The following is an 18,878-nucleotide window of genomic DNA, read 5'->3' on the forward strand; positions in this document are numbered from 1 at the left end:
TCCCGGCGGAGGCCGGGGCGGGGTCCGGGAGGGTACGGGTTGCCGGGACGCGAGCATGCGCGCGTCAGGCGTCGTGCCGCCGCCCGGCCGTGGCCGGGCAGCCGCACGGAGGTGTCAGGCGGCCGAGCCGGAAGAGCTCGACGCGGTGGTGGACCCGGTGCTCGACGACGTCGAGGACGTGGACGACGCGGAGGCCGTGGACGACTTCGTGTCGGACGTCTTCGACGCGGACGACGCCGGGGAGCTGCTCGACGAGGAGCCGCGGCTGTCGTTGCGGTAGAAACCGGAGCCCTTGAAGACGATGCCGACCGCGGAGAACACCTTCTTGAGGCGTCCGTCGCAGCTCGGGCAGACGGTCAGGGCGTCGTCGGTGAACTTCTGCACCGCCTCGAGGCCCTCGCCGCACTCGGTGCACTGGTACTGGTAGGTCGGCACTGTCTTCCTCCTGGCACTCTCACTCGATGAGTGCTAACGACGGTCCATAGTGACGTATTCCGCGGGATCAGTCCACCGTCACCGGCACTCGGTGACCGATCCCACGTGCCGCCACCCGTCCGGGCGTCGCCGGAGTGAGCCGGGAGCGCAGGGCCACCAGGGTGGCCAGCGCCAGCGCGGTACCGGCGAGCGGCACGGCGAACCCGGCGCTCGCGCCGTAGCCGTCCGCGAGCCGGCCGGCCACCGTGACACCGGCGGCCTGCCCGAGCGCGACGGCGCCGGTCAGCCAGGTGAACGCCTCCGTGCGGGCGGAGGCCGGCACCAGCGAGTCCACCAGCGTGTAGCCGGTGATCAGGGAGGGAGCGATGCACAGACCGACCACCAGACCGAGCGCGCCGAGCAGGGCCACGGAGTGCGCGGTCCACAGCAGGGAGGCGGCGAGGGTGAGCGCGGCGTACCCGGCGATGAGGCGACGACGGGGGCCGGTCTTCCAGGCGATGGCGCCGACGGCGACGCCGGCGAGCATGTTGCCCGCGGCGAAGAGTCCGTAGAGGAGGCCGTTCACGCCGGGCTGCCCGATCTCCTCACTGAACGCGGTGAGGGAGACCTGCATCCCGCCGAAGACCGAGCCGATCCCGAGGAAGGCGACGGCGAGCACCCGCACACCGGGCACCGACAGGGCGGAGGTCCGGCGGCTCGTCCCGGCGATGTGGCCGTGGGCGGGCTGGGTGCGGCGCTGGGCGGCGAAGAGCAGACCGCCCACGAGGGTGAGCCCGGCCTCGGCGATCAGACCTGCCGCCGGGTGGACGCCCGTGCACAGGGCGGTCGCGAGGACCGGGCCGACCACGAAGGTGAACTCGTCCGTCACGGACTCGAACGCCGCCGCGGTCTGCCGCAGCGGCGAGCCCTGGAGACGTGCCGCCCACCGGGCGCGGACCATCGGCCCGACCTGCGGCACGGAGGCACCGGCCGGCACGGCGGCCGCGAAGAGGGCCCACAGCGGGGCGTCCGCCAGAGCGAGCACCGTCAGCGCGGACACCGAGAGCGCGTGCACGATCACGCCGGGCAGCAGGACGGCGCGCTGGCCGAACCGGTCGGCGAGCTTGCCGCTCTGCGGTGCGAACAGGGCCATCGAGACGCCCGTGACCGCGGCCACGGCGCCGGCGCTGCCGTAGGAGCCGGTGGTGTGCTGCACCAGCAGGACGATGCCGATGGTCAGCATCGCGAAGGGCTGCCTCGCGGCGAAGCCCGGAAGGAGGAACGTCCATGCTCCGGGGGTGCGGAGCAGCTGCCCGTAACCAGGGCGCTTGCCGGACGCGACCGTGGATGCCACGGCCCTTGCCTTTCTGCCGCCTGGTAGCGCTCGCCGGGATGCCGGGAGCTGCCGAGAGCTGTCCTCTTGCGCGGAACTGCGGTAGATACCGGGGTCCACAGCGGGGGACTCCGCGGCCGCCATACGGTCGCGCCAGCTCTGCGTCAGGCAGAGTTGGTCGATCAGTGTGCCTTCATGGTACAGGGACTCTGACCTGTTCCGCCTGGGAATCGGTGGCGCCCACTGATATACCCCTGCACTTTACCGCATATCGTGCTTATCGGGCATTCTTCTCGAAGGGTGGCGGCGCGACGCGGAGCCGCCCGTGCCCAGCCAGTCGGCCAGCTTCCCGCCCTGTGCCACGGCGCGCAGCCGCCGCTCCGCCGCGTCCCGCACCGGGTCGGTGGCGACGACGAGCAGCTCGTCCCCGTGCCGCAGCACGGTTGTGGGCCCGGGGACGAAGCTCTTCTCCTCCCGCACCACGAGGGTGACCGCGGAACCCGGCGGCAACCGGAGCTCCCCGACCTCCACACCGTGCATCCGGGACCCCTCGGGAACGGCCACGGACAGCAGATGTCCGCGCAGCCGCTCCAGCGGCGCCGACTCCACTCCCAGATCGGCCGCCTCCGTGGACCGCCCGAGGTGCAGCGCCCTGGCGAGCCACGGCAGGGTCGGCCCCTGGATCAGGGTGTAGACGACGACCAGGACGAAGACGATGTTGAAGATGCGGTCGCTGCCCGGCACTCCGGCCACCATGGGGATGGTCGCCAGGATGATGGGCACCGCTCCGCGCAGCCCGGCCCAGGACATCAGGGCCTGCTCCTGCCAGGGGAGGCGGAACGGCACCAGGCTCACCAGGACCGACAGCGGCCGTGCGACCAGGGTGAGGGCCAGGCCCACCACCACGGCCGGCCAGAAGTCGTCCACCAGCTCGTGCGGCGTCACCAGGAGCCCGAGCAGGACGAACATGCCGATCTGGGCGATCCAGCCGAGTCCCTCGGCGAAGCCGCGGTTGGCCGGCGCGTGCGGAAGCCGGGAGTTGCCGAGGACCATCGAGGCGAGATAGACGGCGAGGAACCCGCTGCCGTGCGCCATCGCGCCCGCCGCGTAGGCGACGACCGCGATGGCCATGACCGCGATCGGGTACAGGCCGGACGCGGGCAGTGCCACATGCCGCAGGCCGTAGGCGCCGAGCCAGCCGATGGCCAGGCCGATGGCAGCGCCGATCGCCAGCTCCAGGGCGATCGTCCCCACCAGGACGTACCAGTCGTCGATCGGGCCGGCCGTGGAGAACGCGACGACCAGGATCACGACCGGGGCGTCGTTGAAGCCCGACTCGGCCTCCAGCACGCCCGTCACCCGGGACGGCAGCGGCACTTTGCGCAGCACGGAGAAGACGGCCGCGGCGTCCGTGGAGGACACCACCGCGCCGATGATGAGCGCCTGGCGCCAGTCGAGGCCGATCAGATAGTGGGCGCCCGCCGCCGTGATGCCCACGCTCACCGCGACGCCGACCGTCGACATCACGGCCGCTATGGGCAGCGCCGGTCTGATCTCCTTCCACTGGGTGGCCAGACCACCCTCGGCCAGGATCACCACGAGGGCGGCGTAGCCGATCACCTGCGTCAGCTCGGCGTCGTCGAACTTGACGTCGAGCAGGCCGTCCTGGCCCATCGCGATCCCGATGCCGAGATACAGCAGCAGGCTGGGCAGCCCGCTCCGGGACGAGATACGCACCGCCGCGACGGCGATGAGCAGCACGAGCGAGCAGATGAGCAGAAGTTCATTGAGCTGGTGGACAGTCAGTGGCCGATCCTTCCCCTCGCGCCCGGCATGGCGGCGGACGTCGTACCGGCAGCGGCACTTCGTTACCTTACCTAATCTTTAACGTTTCCTTGACGGTACGAAGAACCGATCATCCGGGAAGCAGGGGTGCCTTGTGGATACCGCGTCCGGGCCGGTCGGCCGCTGCGCCTAGAGTTGCCTCAGCATTCCCAGGACCACCCTGCCCCTCGAAGGACAGCGATGCCCGCCAACACAACAGCCTCTTCCCCCAAGAAGAAGAAGGGGCGACGCGCCCGACTGCTCGTGCTCGTCCTGGTGCTGGCGCTCGTCGCGGGTGTCGGGTACGGGGCCTACTGGAGCGTGAGCACGGTTCGCGCATCCTTCCCCCAGACCACCGGATCGCTCACGGTCGAGGGCCTCGACGGCGAGGTCGAGGTCCGGCGCGACAACTACGGCATCCCGCAGATCTACGCCGACAGCGACGAAGACCTGTTCCGCGCCCAGGGATTCGTCCAGGCGCAGGACCGGTTCTGGGAGATGGACGTCCGCCGGCACATGACCTCGGGCCGGCTGTCCGAGATGTTCGGTTCCGGGCAGGTCGAGACGGACGCCTTCCTGCGCACCCTCGGCTGGCGCCGCGTCGCGCAGCAGGAGTACGACACCAAGCTCTCACCGCAGACGAAGAAGTACCTCCAGGCCTACGCGGACGGCGTCAACGCCTACCTGAAGGGGCGTTCCGCCGAGGAGATCTCCGTCGAGTACGCGGCCCTCGCCTTCGAGAACGACTACAAGCCCGAGCAGTGGACCCCGGTCGACTCCGTGGCCTGGCTGAAGGCCATGGCCTGGGACCTGCGCGGCAACATGCAGGACGAGATCGACCGTTCGCTCCTCACCAGCCGGCTGAGCGACGAGCAGATCCGCGACCTCTACCCGGCCTACCCCTTCGACCGGAACAAGCCGATCGTCCCCGGCGGCGGTATCGACCCGGCCACGGGAGCCTTCGACCCCGAGGCCCGGCCCTCCGGCTCCGCGAACGACTCCGGCACGGACGGCACGGGAACGGGCGCCGGAACCGGGACCGGTACGGGAACCGACGGCACCGGAACCGGAACCGACGGCACGGGAACCGGCACGGGCGGCACCGGCACCGGTGACGGCAGCACCGCCGGCGCCGCCGCCGGCCTCAACTCCCAGCTGGGCGCCCTGTCCGACACCCTGGACGCCATCCCCGAGCTGCTCGGCCCGAACGGCAGCGGCATCGGCTCCAACTCCTGGGTCGTCGCCGGCAAGTACACGACGACGGGCAAGCCCCTCCTCGCCAACGACCCGCACCTCGCGCCGCAGCTGCCGTCCCTCTGGTACCAGATGGGTCTGCACTGCCGGAAGGTGTCGCCGCAGTGCTCCTTCGACGTCGCCGGATACACCTTCTCCGGTATGCCCGGTGTGGTCATCGGCCACAACCAGGACATCGGCTGGGGCTTCACCAACCTCGGCGCCGATGTCACCGACCTCTACCTGGAGAAGCTCAACGGCGACACCTACCTGGTCGGTGACCGGGAGAAGAAGCTGACCACCCGCAAGGAGGTCATCAAGGTCGCCGGCGGCTCGGACAAGACGATCACCGTCCGCTCCACCGGGCACGGCCCGCTCGTCTCGGACCGCAGCGACGAGCTCGCCAAGGTCGGCGACCGCGCCCCCGTCTCCAACGCGGCCCCCGACCGCGGCTCCGGCTACGGCGTCGCACTCCAGTGGACCGCGCTCCAGCCCGGCAAGAGCATGGACGCCGTCTTCGCCCTGAACCGCGCCAAGGACTTCACGTCCTTCCGCGCCGCGGCCCGGGACTTCGAGGTCCCCTCGCAGAACATGATCTACGCCGACACCAAGGGCAACATCGGCTACCAGGCCCCCGGAAGGATCCCGGTCCGCGCCGAGGGCGACGGCACCGTCCCCGCCCCCGGCTGGAACCCGGAGTACAAGTGGGACGGCTTCATCGACTTCGACGAGCTGCCCTACGAGTACAACCCCCGCCGCGGCTACATCGTCACCGCCAACCAGGCCGTGATCGACGCGGACAAGTACCCGTACCTGATCACCGAGGACTACGGCTACGGCGCCCGCAGCCAGCGCATCAACGACCTCGTCGAATCCAAGATCCGCGGTGGCGGCAAGATCTCCACCGAGGACATGCGGACCATGCAGATGGACAACAGCAGCGAGATCGCCAAGCTGCTGACCCCCTACCTGCTGAAGATCGACGTCTCCGACCCCTATGTCCGCGAGGCCCAGAAGCTGCTGGAGGGCTGGGACTACACCCAGGAGCCGGACTCCGGTGCCGCCGCCTACTTCAACGCCGTCTGGCGCAACGTCCTCAAGCTCGCCTTCGGCAACAAGCTCCCCAAGGAGCTGCGGATCGAGGGCGAGTGCCTCAACGTCCTCCCCGCCGACAGCACCGCGCCCGACGACGACCTGACCGAGCGCGTGCGCGAGTGCGGCCAGCGGGACTCCGGGTCCGCCCAGCCCGACGGCGGCGACCGCTGGTACGAGGTGGTGCGCAGGCTGCTCAAGGACGCGGACAACGAGTGGTGGCGCACCCCGGGCACCCGCACCGACGACCCCACCGACACCCGGGACGGGCTGCTCGCCCGGGCCATGGAGGACGCCCGCTGGGAACTCACCGCCGAGATGGGCAAGGACGCCTCCAGCTGGAGCTGGGGACGGCTGCACCAGCTGAACCTCAAGAACCAGACCCTGGGCACCGAGGGCCCCGGTTTCCTCCAGCGCATACTGAACCGCGGCCCCTGGAAGCTCGGCGGCGGCGAGGCGGCGGTCAACGCCACCGGCTGGAACGCGGCCAGCGGGTACGAGGTGATCTGGGTCCCCTCGATGCGGATGGTCCTCAACGTCGGGGACTGGGACCGGTCCCGGTGGATCAACCTCACCGGCGCCTCGGGCCACGCCTACAGCGCGCACTACACCGACCAGACCGACAAGTGGGCCAATGGCGAGCTGCTGGACTGGGCCTACAGCCCCGCCGCCGTCGACAAGGCGACGGTGGACAGACTCAGGCTTCTCCCGCCGGACACCACGTCGGCTCCGTGAAGCGCCGCACTCCCTGAGGGGTGACGACCGCGTGGACGGGGCGGTCGTGCGGTTCCGCCGGGACCGCCGCGACCACCTCGTTCGCGTAGAGGAGCACCACCAGGGCGGGGTCGGCGTCCGCGGCGGCGAGGCGGGCCAGCACCCGGTCGTACGAGCCGCCCCCGCGGCCGAGGCGCATGCCGTGCCCGTCCACGGCGAGGCCCGGCAGCAGGACGGTGTCCGCGGAGGTCACGGCCGCCGGGCCGAGGCGCTCCCCGTCCGGTTCCAGCAGTCCCCGGCCGGCCGGGGCGAGGTGGTCGGGCCCCCGGTAGACGCCCCAGTCCAGGTCGTTGTCCGCCAGGAGCACCGGCAGCAGGACGCGGATGCCCCGGGCGCGCAGGGCCTCCAGCAGCGCGCGGGTCCCCGGCTCGCTGCCGACCGAGACATAGGCGGCCACCGTCCCGGCGCCGGCCAGCTCCGGCAGGAGAAGGGAGTGCCGGGCGAGCACCGCCGCCGCCGCGCGGACGTCCTCGGCGGACAGCAGCCGCCGGGAGGCGAGGAGTTCGGCCCGCAGGGCACTCTTTCCTGACATGTCGGTGCTCATGGGCCGTCTGTGAACCTCTCGTATACGCCTTTACAAGGACGAAGTTAACCGGAGCATCATCTTCCTCCCATGCACTGTCGCTATGGTGCTCCGCATGACTCAGTCGAACCCCGGGATCAGCAAGGCTGTCATCCCCGCCGCCGGCCTCGGCACCCGGTTCCTGCCTGCCACGAAGGCCACCCCCAAAGAGATGCTCCCCGTGGTCGACAAACCCGCGATCCAGTACGTCGTCGAGGAGGCCGTCTCCGCCGGCCTCTCCGACGTCCTGATGATCACGGGCCGCAACAAGCGCCCCCTTGAGGACCACTTCGACCGCAACTACGAACTGGAGGAGGCCCTCTCCCGCAAGGGGGACGCGGGCCGCCTCGCCCGGGTCCAGGAGTCGAGCGACCTCGCCACCATGCACTACGTCCGCCAGGGCGATCCGCGCGGTCTCGGCCACGCGGTCCTGTGCGCGGCCCCGCACGTCGGCGACCAGCCCTTCGCCGTCCTCCTCGGCGACGACCTCATCGACCCGCGCGACCCCCTGCTCGCGCGCATGGTCGAGGTGCAGGCCCGCCTCGGCGGCAGCGTGATCGCGCTGATGGAGGTCGACCCGTCCCAGATCCACCAGTACGGCTGCGCCGCCGTGAAGCCCACCGGCGAGGACGACGTCGTCCAGATCACGGAGCTGGTCGAGAAGCCGGACCCGGCCGAGGCCCCCAGCAACCTGGCGATCATCGGCCGCTACGTCCTCGACCCCGCGATCTTCGGGATACTGCGCGAGACGGAACCGGGCCGCGGCGGCGAGATCCAGCTCACCGACGCGATCCAGAAGCTGGCCGACGCGCACGGCACCGGCACCCCGCACGGCACCGGCGCCCCGCACCACGCGAACGCCGACTCCGCCCCGTCCGGCCCCCGCGACGGCGGCCCGGTGCACGGCGTGATCTTCAAGGGCCGCCGCTATGACACCGGCGACCGCGGCGACTACCTGCGTGCCATTGTCAGACTCGCGTGCGAACGTGAGGACCTGGGCCCCGAGTTCCGCGCCTGGCTTCGCAGTTTCGTGACCGAGGAGATGTGACACGGTGAGCAGCACGATCTGGTCGGTCGACGACCACCTGGAGGACATCCTCGCCGCGGTCCGCCCGCTGGACCCGATCGAGCTCCAGCTTCCGGACGCGCAGGGCTGCGTCCTGGTCGAGGACGTCACCGTGCCGGTCGCGCTGCCGCCGTTCGACAACAGCTCCATGGACGGCTACGCGGTCCGCGTCGCCGATGTGGCCGGGGCGAGCGAGGAGTTCCCCGCCGTCCTCACCGTCATCGGCGATGTCGCGGCGGGCAGCGGCGGGCTCCCCACGGTCGGCCCCGGCCAGGCCGCGCGCATCATGACCGGCGCCCCCCTGCCCCCGGGCGCCCAGGCGGTCGTCCCGGTCGAATGGACCGACGGTGGCGCGGGCGGCGGCGCGGTCACCACCATGCGCCCGGCCGGTGAGGCCCCCGAGGGCGCGAGCGGCGAGGTCCGGGTGCACCGGCCGGCCGAGGAGCGCGCCCATGTGCGCGCCCGGGGCGGCGATGTGCAGGCGGGCGACCTCGCGCTCCCCGCCGGGACGGTCCTCGGACCGCCGCAGATCGGCCTGCTCGCCGCCATCGGCCGCGGCACCGTGCGGGTGCGTCCCCGTCCGCGTGTGGTCGTCCTGTCCACCGGCAGTGAACTGGTCCAGCCCGGTGAGCCGTTGGCCGAGGGGCAGATCTACGACTCGAACAGCTTCGCGCTGGCCGCCGCGGCCCGTGACGCGGGCGCCATCTCCTACCGCGTCGGCGCCGTCACCGACGACGCCGAGACGCTGCGCGCCACCATCGAGGACCAGTTGATCCGCGCCGACCTCCTGGTGACCACGGGCGGGGTGAGTGTCGGGGCGTACGACGTGGTCAAGGAGGCGCTGGCCTCCGTCGGGGACGAGGACGTGCCGGGCAGCGGCATCGACTTCCGGAAGCTGGCCATGCAGCCCGGCAAGCCCCAGGGCTTCGGCTCCATCGGCCCGGAGCACACCCCGCTCCTCGCGCTGCCGGGCAACCCCGTCTCCAGCTATGTGTCGTTCGAACTGTTCGTCCGCCCCGCCATCCGGCGTCTGATGGGGCTGCCGGATGTGCACCGCCCCCGGGCCCGGGCCGAACTGGTCGCGGACAAGGCGCTGACCTCCCCGGACGGCAGGCGCCAGTTCCTGCGGGGCGCCTACGAGGAGGAGAAGGGCCGGGTGGCGCCGGTCGGCGGCGCCGGGTCCCACCTCGTGGCCGCCTTGGCGCACGCGGACTGCCTGATCGTCGTCCCGGAGACGGTGACCTCGGTGGAGCCGGGGACGGACGTCGAGGTGGTCCTCCTCGGGTGAGGGAGGCGCGGTGGCGGTAGCGTGTCTGCCCACACAAGGCCCTGACGGGTCCGGACCGGGAGCGCTGGCGCACATGAGCACGCAAGGCAGGCTGACGCACATCGACGAGGCGGGGGCGGCCCGCATGGTCGACGTCTCCCGGAAGGACGTGACCGAGCGCACCGCACGCGCCACCGGCCGCGTCCTCGTCTCCCCGCGGGTCGTCGAGCTGCTGCGCGGCGAGGGCGTGCCCAAGGGGGACGCCCTGGCCACCGCGCGGATCGCCGGGATCATGGGCGCCAAGCGCACCCCCGACCTCATCCCGCTGTGCCACCCGCTCGCGGTCTCGGGCGTGAAGCTGGACCTCTCGGTCGCGGACGACGCGGTCGAGATCGCCGCCACCGTGAAGACGACGGACCGCACGGGCGTGGAGATGGAGGCCCTGACGGCGGTCTCGGTCGCCGCGCTCACCGTGGTGGACATGGTGAAGGCGGTCGACAAGGCGGCGGTCATCACCGGCGTCCGCGTCGAGGAGAAGACCGGCGGCAAGTCCGGCGACTGGACGCGCGAGGAGCGCGAAGAGCGCGACGAACGTGAGGAACGCGACCGCCGCGAAGGAGCGGACTCGTGAGCGCCGCCGCCACCGCGGGGCACGCCACGGCCGCCTACCGGGCCCTCGTCGTCACCGCGTCGAACCGGGCCGCGGCCGGGGTCTACGAGGACCGGGGCGGGCCGCTGATCGCCGAGAAGCTCACGGTCCTCGGCTTCGCGGTCGACGGCCCGCGGGTGGTGCCCGACGGCGACCCGGTGGCCAAGGCCCTGCGCGACGGGGTCGAGGCCGCGTACGACGTGATCGTGACCACCGGCGGCACCGGCCTCTCGCCCACGGACCGCACCCCGGAGGCCACCCGTCCGCTCCTCGACCACGAGGTGCCGGGCATCGCGGAGGCGATCCGGGCGTACGGGCGCGACACGGTGCCCACCGCGGCCCTCTCGCGAGGGCTCGCCGGGGTGGCCTCCCGCACCCTGATCGTCAACCTGCCCGGTTCCACCGGCGGGGTCCGGGACGGGCTGGCCGTCCTGGAGCACCTGCTGAAGCACGCCGTCGACCAGATCCGCGGCGGCGACCACGCGCGCCCGGCGGAGAGCGCCGGGGAGGAGAGCACCCCGGCGGACGCCGCCGCACCGGACGCCTCCGCGCCGAACACCCCCGCACCGAACACCCCCGCACCGAACGCCGCCGCACCGGACGCCGCCGGCTCGCACCACGCCCCGGGGCACCCGACGTCATGAACGTGACCTGGCCCGTGGTCCTGGCGGACGGCGATGTCGTCCTGCGCCCCATAAAGCTGCGCGACCACCGGATCTGGCGGGAGGTCAACCGGCGCAACCGGGACTGGCTGCGCCCCTGGGAGGCGACCGTTCCGCCCCCCGCCCCGGGCGGCCCGGTGGCCCGGCGCCCCACGTACCGCCAGATGGTCCGCCATCTGCGCGCCGAGGCGAACGCCGGCCGGATGCTGCCCTTCGTGATCGAGTACCAGGGGCGGCTGGTGGGGCAGTTGACCGTCGCGGGGATCACCTGGGGCTCGATGTGCTCCGGACACGTCGGCTACTGGGTGGACCGGGAGGTCGCGGGCCGCGGGGTGATGCCCACGGCCGTGGCGCTGGCGGCGGACCACTGCTTCCGGGCGGTCGGTCTGCACCGGATCGAGATCTGCATTCGCCCCGAGAACGGGCCCAGTCGCCGGGTCGTGGAGAAACTCCGATTCCGCGAGGAGGGCCTGCGCCCGCGTTATCTGCACATCGACGGCGCCTGGCGGGACCATCTGGTGTTCGCGCTGACGTCCGAGGAGGTGCCCAACGGGCTGCTCCGGCGCTGGCATCAGGCACGAACGCGGACCGCACCCGGTTCGCCGCCCGGAACGGCACAAGAAATAAAATAAATGTTCGAAATTGGTCGACGTCGATCCCGATCTGATCTGAGTAATCACAAAAAAAGTCCGTGATATCAGCCAGATCGTGCGACACACCGGGCCAATTGGCGGATGCTGTTGCGCGAATCCCTCTACCGTGTGATGCGTGAGCAGCAGCGGCCTCATCTACGCAGTCATCGTCGGGGCCTGGGCCGCCTACTTGGTGCCGATGTGGCTCCGCAGGCAGGACGAGCTCAACGAAGCCCGTCCGACGGAACGCTTCTCCACCGCCATCCGGCTGCTGTCCGGCCGGGCGGGAATGGAGCGGCGCTACGCCAAGGACCAGCGGGGACGCACGGCCGAGCAGCCCGAGTACGACGTCGACCCGGACGCGGCCACGGACCGTTTGAGTTCCGTGGACGTCCGGGCCTTCGCCGCGCCCCGAACCGAAGTGCGCCAGGACACCGCCCCGGCGCCCGCGCGCCAGGACGCTCCGGCGCCCGCGGAACGGCCCCGCCGGTCCGCGCCCGCGCGCCCGGCGAGCCGCCAGAACCGCGCGGCCGCCGAACGCGCACGGCGCAGCAAGGTCCTGGCGCGCCGCAGACGCACCACCTCCGTCCTCTTCGTGGCCTTCACCGCGGGCGCGGTCGTCGCGGCCGTCGGCGGTCTCGGGCTGCTGTGGGCGCCCGCCGTCCCGGCGGTGCTGCTGAGCGGCTACATCGCCCACCTGCGCAAGCAGGAGCGGCGGCGGTTCGCCTATGTGATGGACCGGCGTCAGGCGGAGGCGGCGGCCCAGCGGCTGCGCGAGAAGGGGCCCCGGGGCAGGCAGTCCGGCCCGCGCGCCGAGGAGTCCGGTGGGGAGCCGGCCCCGCACGCTGAGCCGCAGCCCGAGCCCGCGATCTCCCCGCAGGAGGCCGGCCGCCGCGCCCTCGTCGAGCAGACCGACCACGCGGAGTGGGTCGACCAGCAGCGCCGCCAGCGCGGTCCGGCCGCGGGTGACAGCTGGGACCCGGTCCCGGTGCCGCTCCCCACGTACGTCACCGCGCCCGTCGCCCCGCGCGCCACGAGCGGGGTGGACGTCAGCGATCCGGAGACCTGGAGCTCGGCCCGCTCCTCCGCCGCGGAGCCGGCCCAGCGCCGGCAGCGGCAGCAGGCGCGGCAGGATGCGCAGGAGCAGGAGGCCCCGCCGGTGACCGAGTCGCCGTCCGGGCGCCGCCCGCCGCAGCAGCGTCGCTCCCGCGACCGGGGCCGCACCCCGCTGTTCGACCAGTACGCGGACGACGACCGCCCCCGCGCCGCCAACGAGTGACCCGGCACCCGCCGGGCTCCGCCTCCGACGCCCCCGTGCCGGCCCCGGCACGGGGGCGTCGCGCGTGATCGTCCCGGGCCGGGCGCGACCGCCGGGCGGGTGATCGTCCGGCGCGGGGCCGCAGGTGAGGACGGGTCCGCGAGGGGCGGCGGGCCGCCCGACGGCCGCGGGGATACGGATTTTTGAGCACCGCGATCGGGATGCTAGAGTTTCACACGTCGCAAGGGCCTGTGGCGCAGTCTGGTAGCGCACCTCGTTCGCATCGAGGGGGTCTGGGGTTCAAATCCCCACAGGTCCACAACGACTCGTACGACTCAGGTCGGACGGTTCACGAGATCCCGCCCAGCTCATCGAGCAGGGCGGGATCTCGTCGTTTCCGGGACGGGCCGGACGTCGCGGGCCCCGGGAAGTCAGGCCGTCGGGTCGTAGCGGTCCAACGCGTCCCGCAGGCGCCGGGGCGGGCCGCCCGTGAAGAGGCGGCAGATGCCGTCGACCGGGGCGTACAGGGGGCGGGCGTCGTCCTCGATGCCCTCGGCGTCCTCGTACTCGTCCTTCCGCTCCCAGGGGATCTTCACGAACGGCTGCGCCTTGTACGGAGGGTGGTCCGGTGCGTCCGGGTGGAGCTGCCAGACGGTGCCGCGGGCGCGGTTGTGCACCTCGCCCAGGTACCAGGCGGCGGTCAGCAGGAAGGGGTCGTCCTCCCGCGAGCGGGCCTCCTCGTAGGAGGAGAAGGAGGCGCGGAGGAGGGCTTCGAGCCGGTCGAGCGAGGCGAGGCCGAAGTCCCAGTCGCCGCCGTGCCGCTGTGCCCACGCCGGGAACGCGGCCCGCCGCGCCGCCAGCCACTCGTTCAGGACGGGGTTGTCGCAGCGGAGCCCGTCCACCGCGTGCTGCCTCTCCTGGTCGGCGAGCCAGGCGGCCTCGTCGTCCCCGTCCCCGTCGTCCACGAAGTCATCCTCGACACCCATACCGGGCGACTCTAACGGTGGTGCCCGGTACCGCTTGCAACGATCCTGTGGACAAACGGAGTTGGTCGGCGACAGGCCGGCCGAACCCTGGGATTTCAGGTGCATGACACCCCTAGGGTGGCGGTTCTCGCCGGTGCCAATCGACCACGGGGGCCCTGGTGCCGTGCGAGGGACTGCCCTGTGGGGGCCCTCAGGGAATCGACGTGCACCCAACGACACCACGATCACGACAAGGCCGCCTGCGCACGCTCACGCGCACCGCCGTCGCCGCCGCCTGTGCCGCGGTGATGTCCTTCGGCGCGCTGCCGGCGCTCACCGGAACGGCCGGCGCGGCGCCCAAGCCCAAGCCCAAGGAACTCAGCCCGGGCAAGCGCTGCGACGAGCTGTACGGCATCAAGGGGGTGCGCCCGGGCGGACTGCCCGCGGGTGACGCCTCCCGCGTCAAGGCGCTCTGGGACACCTACGACTACGTCAACGGCGGACTCCAGTGGGACGGACTGGCCGCCCCCGAGCCGGGCGAGTTCAGCGACAACCCCGACGACTACAAGAAGGGGACCAAGGAGCGGGTCTACGCCTACTGGGAGAAGGCCCGCAAGAACTACCCGGACCACTGGGCCGACTTCGGCACCTGGCTGCGCGAGGCGTACATACCGCCGTCCGGCCACGACCCGCGGGGCAAGGCCTACGAGGCCAAGGTCGTCCGGGACATGGGGCTGGTGGGCCCGGACTGGATCTGCCAGAAGGACGTGATCTTCAAGGACCCGGACACCGGGGTCGAGCACCGGCGGACCCTGGACGCGTACAACAAGCGCACCAAGCACATCGTCGAGATCAAGTCCAACGGCAAGCACGACCCCAAGCAGGCGCCGAAGGACCGCGCCTGGTCCAAGGACCCCAAGTGGAAGGGGTCCCGCTACACCATCGTGCACGGCCAGCAGCAGAAGTCCGGGACCACGAAGTTCGTGAACGAACTGCGCGGCAACGCGCCGTCCCGTTCCATCACCACCTACCAGCACCTGTCCTCGGCCGTGGAGAAGCCCCCGGCCGGCGGCAGCCCTCACAAGCCGGGCAATGGGCTGATGGCGCCGCCCGGACAGCCCGGGGCGCGCACCGGCGGGGCGGACATGATCAACCGCTCGCAGCCCACGCCGGAGACCATGCGCCGCCAGATCGAGGCGGCCCGCAAGGTGCCCGGGGCGGAGCGCGCGCTGCGCGGGCCGGGCGGGGTGGACTTCTCCACCCTGGAGCTGAAGTACGTCGGCAAGCCGGTCAAGGGCAAGGGCGTCGACTACGCCTTCAGCGCCAAGGAGGACCCGGAGGAGAACTCCGGCTGGGGCGGCAAGGCCAAGGCCCAGCTCATCTCCGACGCGTTCAACACCTGGCTGGCCCTGACGCCGGACAAGTTCTGGGTCAACCTCAACCCGGACGAGCCCGACCGGATCATGGACGCGCGCTTCGGGAAGACCGACGCCGGACGGGTCCTGCTCGAAGCCGACCTCCGGATGAAGCACGACTTCTACAAGGCCATGGACCCGGCGACGGACCTCGGCCGGCGCTACTGGGCGGCCCTGCCCAAGGAGGACGGCAAGCCCTGTATGCCGGGCCTGCGGAACTGGATCGAGCCCAAGCCCGCCCAGGTGCGCGAGCAGGACGGCGGGATCTACATCCTGGACGCGCCCCTGCGCCTGAAGTCCACCGCGCAGACGACGCAGACCCCCGGTCCCGGTGAGCCGATCTGCACCCCGGACGAGGCGCAGACCCGGGCCGCCCAGGCGGTGATCGACGCCATGATCGTCCCGGCGGTCGAGAAGCAGATCAACACCGAACCGCAGTACGCGGATCTGCGGCGCGTGTACAACGCGCGGGTCGCCGCGGAGTTCGTCCGCCAGCAGGACGCGGTCGCGCCCACGGACTACCGGAAGATCATCAACAGCAACGACGTCTCCCGGTGGCCGCTGCGCGCGCCGAACGAGAAGTGGGACAAGAACGAGCTGTTCCAGAAGTACCGCAAGATCTACACGGAGGGCGAGTTCCAGTACGACGTGCCCACGGCCGGCGGGACGATGATCTACATCGTCGGCGGGGTCGACATGTCCAAGGCGCCCAAGCGGAACGTCTCCGCCCAGCGCTTCAAGGCGGAGCACCGCTATCTGCCGCGCACCAAGGACACCTCGGTCCGGGCGATGACGGACGACGCGGAGAACGCCGGCACGCTCTACCTCGGCGGCAACACCGCCGGGAGCAACCCGGGCGGTGGCGGCGACGGGCCCGATCCGACGCCGACACCCTCCCCGACGAAGCCGGGGGAGCCCAGCGGGCCGCCGCCGTCGGACCCGGCGCCGGACCCCTCGGGTCCGGGTGACGGCTCCCCGAAGCCGGTGCCGCCGGGCAAGGAGCCGGACGGGGACCTGGCCGACACCGGTTCCGACACGCCCGTCGGCCTGATCTCGGGTATCGCCGCGGCGATCGCCGTCGCCGGCGGGGCGCTGGTGTGGTGGATGCGGCGACGCGGGAGGGAGCCGGGCGGGGCCGCCTGACGGCCCGGCCGGGCCGGTTCCTCGGTCCGGCCCGGCCCGGTTCCTCGGTCCGGGCGGGTGCCGTCCCGCCCGGGCCGGGCCCGGAGGCCGCTGCTCCGGATGGCGGCTCCGGCCCGGCCCGTGACGTGGTTGTCCGGACGGCTCGGCGGCCGGGTGCCGCCGGGCGGGCGATCGCGGCCGCCCGGCGGGTGGTGCACGTGATCCCGGTCCGACCTGGTGTCGGGCCGGGATCACGGCGTTTTCAGGGGTGCGCCGGCGGCGGGCGGGTCAGTTCGTGCGGTCGTGGAGGCGCGTCAGCAGGGCGTCGATCGTGCGGGCCGCGCCCGGGGCGAGCGGCACGGCGCGCAGACAGGCGCGGGCGGCGGCGAGATGGCGGCCCGCCTCGGCCAGGGCCGCCGATCGGCCGCCCGCCGCCTCCGCCAGCGCGGCGGCCCGCGCCGCCCACGCGTCGTCGGTGTCGCCGGGGCGGTCCGTGCTGCCGGGCGGCGGGGCGGCGAGCAGGGCGGACAGGTCCTGGGCCGCGCGGCCGCCGGACGAGAGGACGGCGAGGACCGGGTAGGTCTTCTTGCGGCGCCGCAGATCGCCGTGGACCGGCTTGCCCGTCGCGGCCGGGTCGCCCCAGATGCCGAGGACGTCGTCCACGAGCTGGAAGGCGACCCCCGCGTGACGCCCCATCAGGTTCAGGGCCTCCACGGTGTCCTCGTCCGCCCCGCCCAGGAGCGCGCCCGTCGCCACCGCGCAGCCCAGCAGGGAACCGGTCTTGAGCTCCGCGGTGACCCGGTACTCCTGCGGGCTCACCGCGCCCGCGCCCTGCCAGGGACGGCCCTCGTGCACCAGGTCCTGCGCCTGTCCCCGGACCAGGTCGGCCAGGGCCGTGGAGAGCCGGCGCATCGCCGCGGGTGCGACGGCGTCCGGGGTGTGCGCCACCGTCCGCACCGCGAGGGCGAACAGCGCGTCGCCCGCGAGGACCGCCGGGCCCGGACCGTACGCCTTCCAGACGGTGGGCCTGCGGCGGCGCGTCTCGTCGCCGTCCATCAGGTCGTCGTGCAGCAGGGAGAAGGCGTGGACGAGTTCGACCGCGACGGCCGCCGGGACGCCCGCCGCGCCCGGTGCGCCGGCCGCCTCCGCGCCCAGTACGGCGAGGGTCTGGCGGACGCCCTTGCCCTGGGAGGCGCCGGGCGCGGGGGTGCCGTGCACGTCCTGCCAGCCGAAGGCGTACGCGGCCATCTCCCCGGTCCACGGGTCCAGTTCGCGCAGTGCGCGGGCCAGGGCCGGGCGGGCCAGCGCGCGGCAGCGGTCCAGGGCGGACCGCGCCTCCTCGGTGCGGACCGGCGGGGCCGGGGGAGCGGGCGGGGCGGCGGCGGAACGGACCGGGCTCATCGGACCGCTCCCGTGCCCGTGGCCACCGCCTCCGCCCCCGGCGGCGGTTCGACGCCCAGTTCCTCCGCCGCCCGCACGATCACCCGGTCCGCGTGCAGCAGGCCGATCCGGCGCAGCTCGCCGTGCAGGTCCGCCAGCTCGGCGGCGGTCTCCGAGGCGTCCCGGCCCAGCCTGGCCCGGGACTTGAGCAGACCCAGCCGGGCGAGCGCCGTGCCCCGCGCCTCCTCCATCTCCCGGAACTCCGCGAGGGCGCGCGTGTACTCCTTGCGGGCCTCCGCATAACGCCCGGCCCGGTAGAGGACGTTGCCGCGCATCTTGCGGTTGTACGCCAGGGCGCCGGCCAGGCGGATCTCCCGGCACAGCTCCGCCGCCTCGGCCAGCAGGGCGAGCGCCCGGTCCACATCGCCGTCGCGCGCGGAGAGCACATCGGCGACCCCGCGCAGCGCCCAGGCGCGGCCGCGCCGGTCGTCCGCCCGCTCCGCCGTCTCGGCCGCCTCCTCGAACAGGGCCAGGGCCGTGTCGTAGGAGCCGGTGTTGCGGTGCATCTGCGCGATGCCCTCCAGGGCCCACACCGTGTGGCGGGCCTCGCCCCGGCGGCGCGCCTCGGCGAGCAGTTGCTCGTGCAGCCGGCCCACGGCCTCGTAGTCGCCCTGGATGCGCCCGGTCTCGGCCAGCCCGGCGAGGGAGTAGCCGCGGGCGACCACGTCCCCGCCGCGTTCACCCAGGTCGGCGGCGATCCGCAGCAGTCGGTACGCGAGGGGGAGCGCACCGCGTTGCCGTGCGAGGGTGCCGCCGCTCCAGGCGGCCCAGGCCATACCGCCGAGGTCGCCCGCCGCGCGGGCGGTGCGGTAGCTGGACTTCCAGATCCGCTCGGCGTCCTCGATCCGGCCCAGCCGGCGGTACGCCTCCGCGACGGCTATCCCGCAGCGCGCGGACTCCCGGTGGTCGCCGGTGGCCTCGGCGGTCCGCAGTTCCGCGAGGCCGCGCTCGACGACCTCGTGGAGCGAGGAGTTGACCGACAGGGAGCCCAGGGCCCCCTGGTACTCGGGCGCGAACGCCTTGCCGCCGGCCCCTCCGCCGGGGGTGTCCCCGTCCGCCGCGGACGGGGGCGGGGAGAATGCGCCCGGCCGGACCGTCGTCGTCTGATGAACCGTCATGTCACTGCCCTTCACAGCTCGGTGATCATGACGGTAGGCGGGGGAAGGGGCC

General features: G+C 72.8%; 15 protein-coding genes and 1 tRNA gene. 9 read left to right on the forward strand and 7 right to left on the reverse strand.

Going from position 1 to position 18,878, the window contains the following annotated elements:
• Positions 1-114 precede the first annotated feature (114 nt).
• From ABZ457_RS03425 to ABZ457_RS03435, 3 genes are all read right to left on the reverse strand, one after another.
• Positions 115-435 carry an FmdB family zinc ribbon protein gene (locus ABZ457_RS03425; protein WP_359153358.1) on the reverse strand — a complete coding sequence of 107 codons (321 nt, stop codon included), beginning with the start codon at positions 433-435 and terminating at the stop codon, positions 115-117.
• Between the two features lie 67 nt (positions 436-502).
• Positions 503-1,768, reverse strand: coding sequence for an MFS transporter (locus ABZ457_RS03430; RefSeq protein ID WP_359153360.1), 1,266 nt, complete (start codon positions 1,766-1,768; stop codon positions 503-505).
• A gap of 240 nt (positions 1,769-2,008) precedes the next feature.
• Positions 2,009-3,553 carry a potassium/proton antiporter gene (locus ABZ457_RS03435; RefSeq protein WP_359153480.1) on the reverse strand — a complete coding sequence of 515 codons (1,545 nt, stop codon included), beginning with the start codon at positions 3,551-3,553 and terminating at the stop codon, positions 2,009-2,011.
• A 219-nt stretch (positions 3,554-3,772) separates the two neighbouring features.
• Here ABZ457_RS03435 and ABZ457_RS03440 point away from each other — a divergent pair, with 219 nt between their 5' ends.
• Positions 3,773-6,631: a penicillin acylase family protein gene (locus ABZ457_RS03440; RefSeq protein WP_359153362.1), complete on the forward strand. Its 2,859-nt coding sequence runs from the start codon at positions 3,773-3,775 to the stop codon at positions 6,629-6,631.
• Here the strand turns inward: ABZ457_RS03440 and ABZ457_RS03445 are convergent.
• On the reverse strand, positions 6,594-7,214 hold the full coding sequence (locus ABZ457_RS03445; protein WP_359153364.1) for a 5-formyltetrahydrofolate cyclo-ligase: 621 nt from the start codon (positions 7,212-7,214) through the stop codon (positions 6,594-6,596). The two genes, ABZ457_RS03440 and ABZ457_RS03445, sit on opposite strands and share 38 nt — an antisense overlap.
• Positions 7,215-7,308: 94 nt before the next feature.
• On the opposite strand from ABZ457_RS03445, the gene ABZ457_RS03450 reads away from it, so the two are divergent.
• The 7 genes from ABZ457_RS03450 to ABZ457_RS03480 all read left to right on the forward strand — a co-directional run bounded on the left by ABZ457_RS03450 (position 7,309) and on the right by ABZ457_RS03480 (position 13,085).
• The gene (locus ABZ457_RS03450; RefSeq protein WP_359153366.1) at positions 7,309-8,280 is read left to right on the forward strand and encodes a UTP--glucose-1-phosphate uridylyltransferase; all 972 of its coding nucleotides are present in this window, start codon (positions 7,309-7,311) and stop codon (positions 8,278-8,280) included.
• Positions 8,281-8,284: 4 nt separating this feature from the next.
• Positions 8,285-9,586 (forward strand): gephyrin-like molybdotransferase Glp, encoded by a 1,302-nt coding sequence (glp, locus tag ABZ457_RS03455; RefSeq protein ID WP_359153368.1) that lies wholly within the window; start codon positions 8,285-8,287, stop codon positions 9,584-9,586.
• A gap of 73 nt (positions 9,587-9,659) precedes the next feature.
• Positions 9,660-10,196 (forward strand): cyclic pyranopterin monophosphate synthase MoaC, encoded by a 537-nt coding sequence (gene moaC / locus ABZ457_RS03460; RefSeq protein WP_359153370.1) that lies wholly within the window; start codon positions 9,660-9,662, stop codon positions 10,194-10,196.
• On the forward strand, positions 10,193-10,858 hold the full coding sequence (locus ABZ457_RS03465; RefSeq protein WP_359153371.1) for a MogA/MoaB family molybdenum cofactor biosynthesis protein: 666 nt from the start codon (positions 10,193-10,195) through the stop codon (positions 10,856-10,858). Before moaC ends, ABZ457_RS03465 begins: the two co-directional genes overlap by 4 nt.
• Positions 10,855-11,508, forward strand: a complete 654-nt coding sequence (locus ABZ457_RS03470) for a GNAT family protein (RefSeq protein ID WP_359153373.1) — start codon at positions 10,855-10,857, stop codon at positions 11,506-11,508. Before ABZ457_RS03465 ends, ABZ457_RS03470 begins: the two co-directional genes overlap by 4 nt.
• A 136-nt stretch (positions 11,509-11,644) precedes the next feature.
• Positions 11,645-12,787: a gephyrin-like molybdotransferase receptor GlpR gene (gene glpR, locus ABZ457_RS03475; protein ID WP_359153375.1), complete on the forward strand. Its 1,143-nt coding sequence runs from the start codon at positions 11,645-11,647 to the stop codon at positions 12,785-12,787.
• Positions 12,788-13,011: 224 nt separating this feature from the next.
• Positions 13,012-13,085 (forward strand) — tRNA-Ala (locus ABZ457_RS03480).
• A 112-nt stretch (positions 13,086-13,197) separates the two neighbouring features.
• Here ABZ457_RS03480 and ABZ457_RS03485 read toward each other — a convergent pair.
• A complete protein-coding gene (locus ABZ457_RS03485) occupies positions 13,198-13,752 on the reverse strand; it encodes a hypothetical protein (protein WP_359153377.1) in 555 nt (184 codons plus the stop codon).
• Positions 13,753-13,955: 203 nt separating this feature from the next.
• On the opposite strand from ABZ457_RS03485, the gene ABZ457_RS03490 reads away from it, so the two are divergent.
• The gene (locus tag ABZ457_RS03490) at positions 13,956-16,289 is read left to right on the forward strand and encodes a hypothetical protein (protein WP_359153379.1); all 2,334 of its coding nucleotides are present in this window, start codon (positions 13,956-13,958) and stop codon (positions 16,287-16,289) included.
• A 267-nt stretch (positions 16,290-16,556) separates the two neighbouring features.
• On the opposite strand, the gene ABZ457_RS03495 is transcribed toward ABZ457_RS03490, so the two are convergent.
• Together ABZ457_RS03495 and ABZ457_RS03500 are read right to left on the reverse strand one after the other, a co-directional pair.
• Entirely contained in the window at positions 16,557-17,669 is a 1,113-nt protein-coding gene (locus ABZ457_RS03495; RefSeq protein WP_359153381.1) for a polyprenyl synthetase family protein, read from the reverse strand.
• Complete coding sequence (locus ABZ457_RS03500) at positions 17,666-18,826, reverse strand: tetratricopeptide repeat protein (RefSeq protein WP_359153383.1); 1,161 nt, start codon at positions 18,824-18,826, stop codon at positions 17,666-17,668. Before ABZ457_RS03500 ends, ABZ457_RS03495 begins: the two co-directional genes overlap by 4 nt.
• Positions 18,827-18,878: the final 52 nt, after the last annotated feature.

The organism is Streptomyces sp. NPDC005805 (assembly GCF_040630445.1).
Taxonomy (GTDB): Bacteria; Actinomycetota; Actinomycetes; order Streptomycetales; family Streptomycetaceae; genus Streptomyces.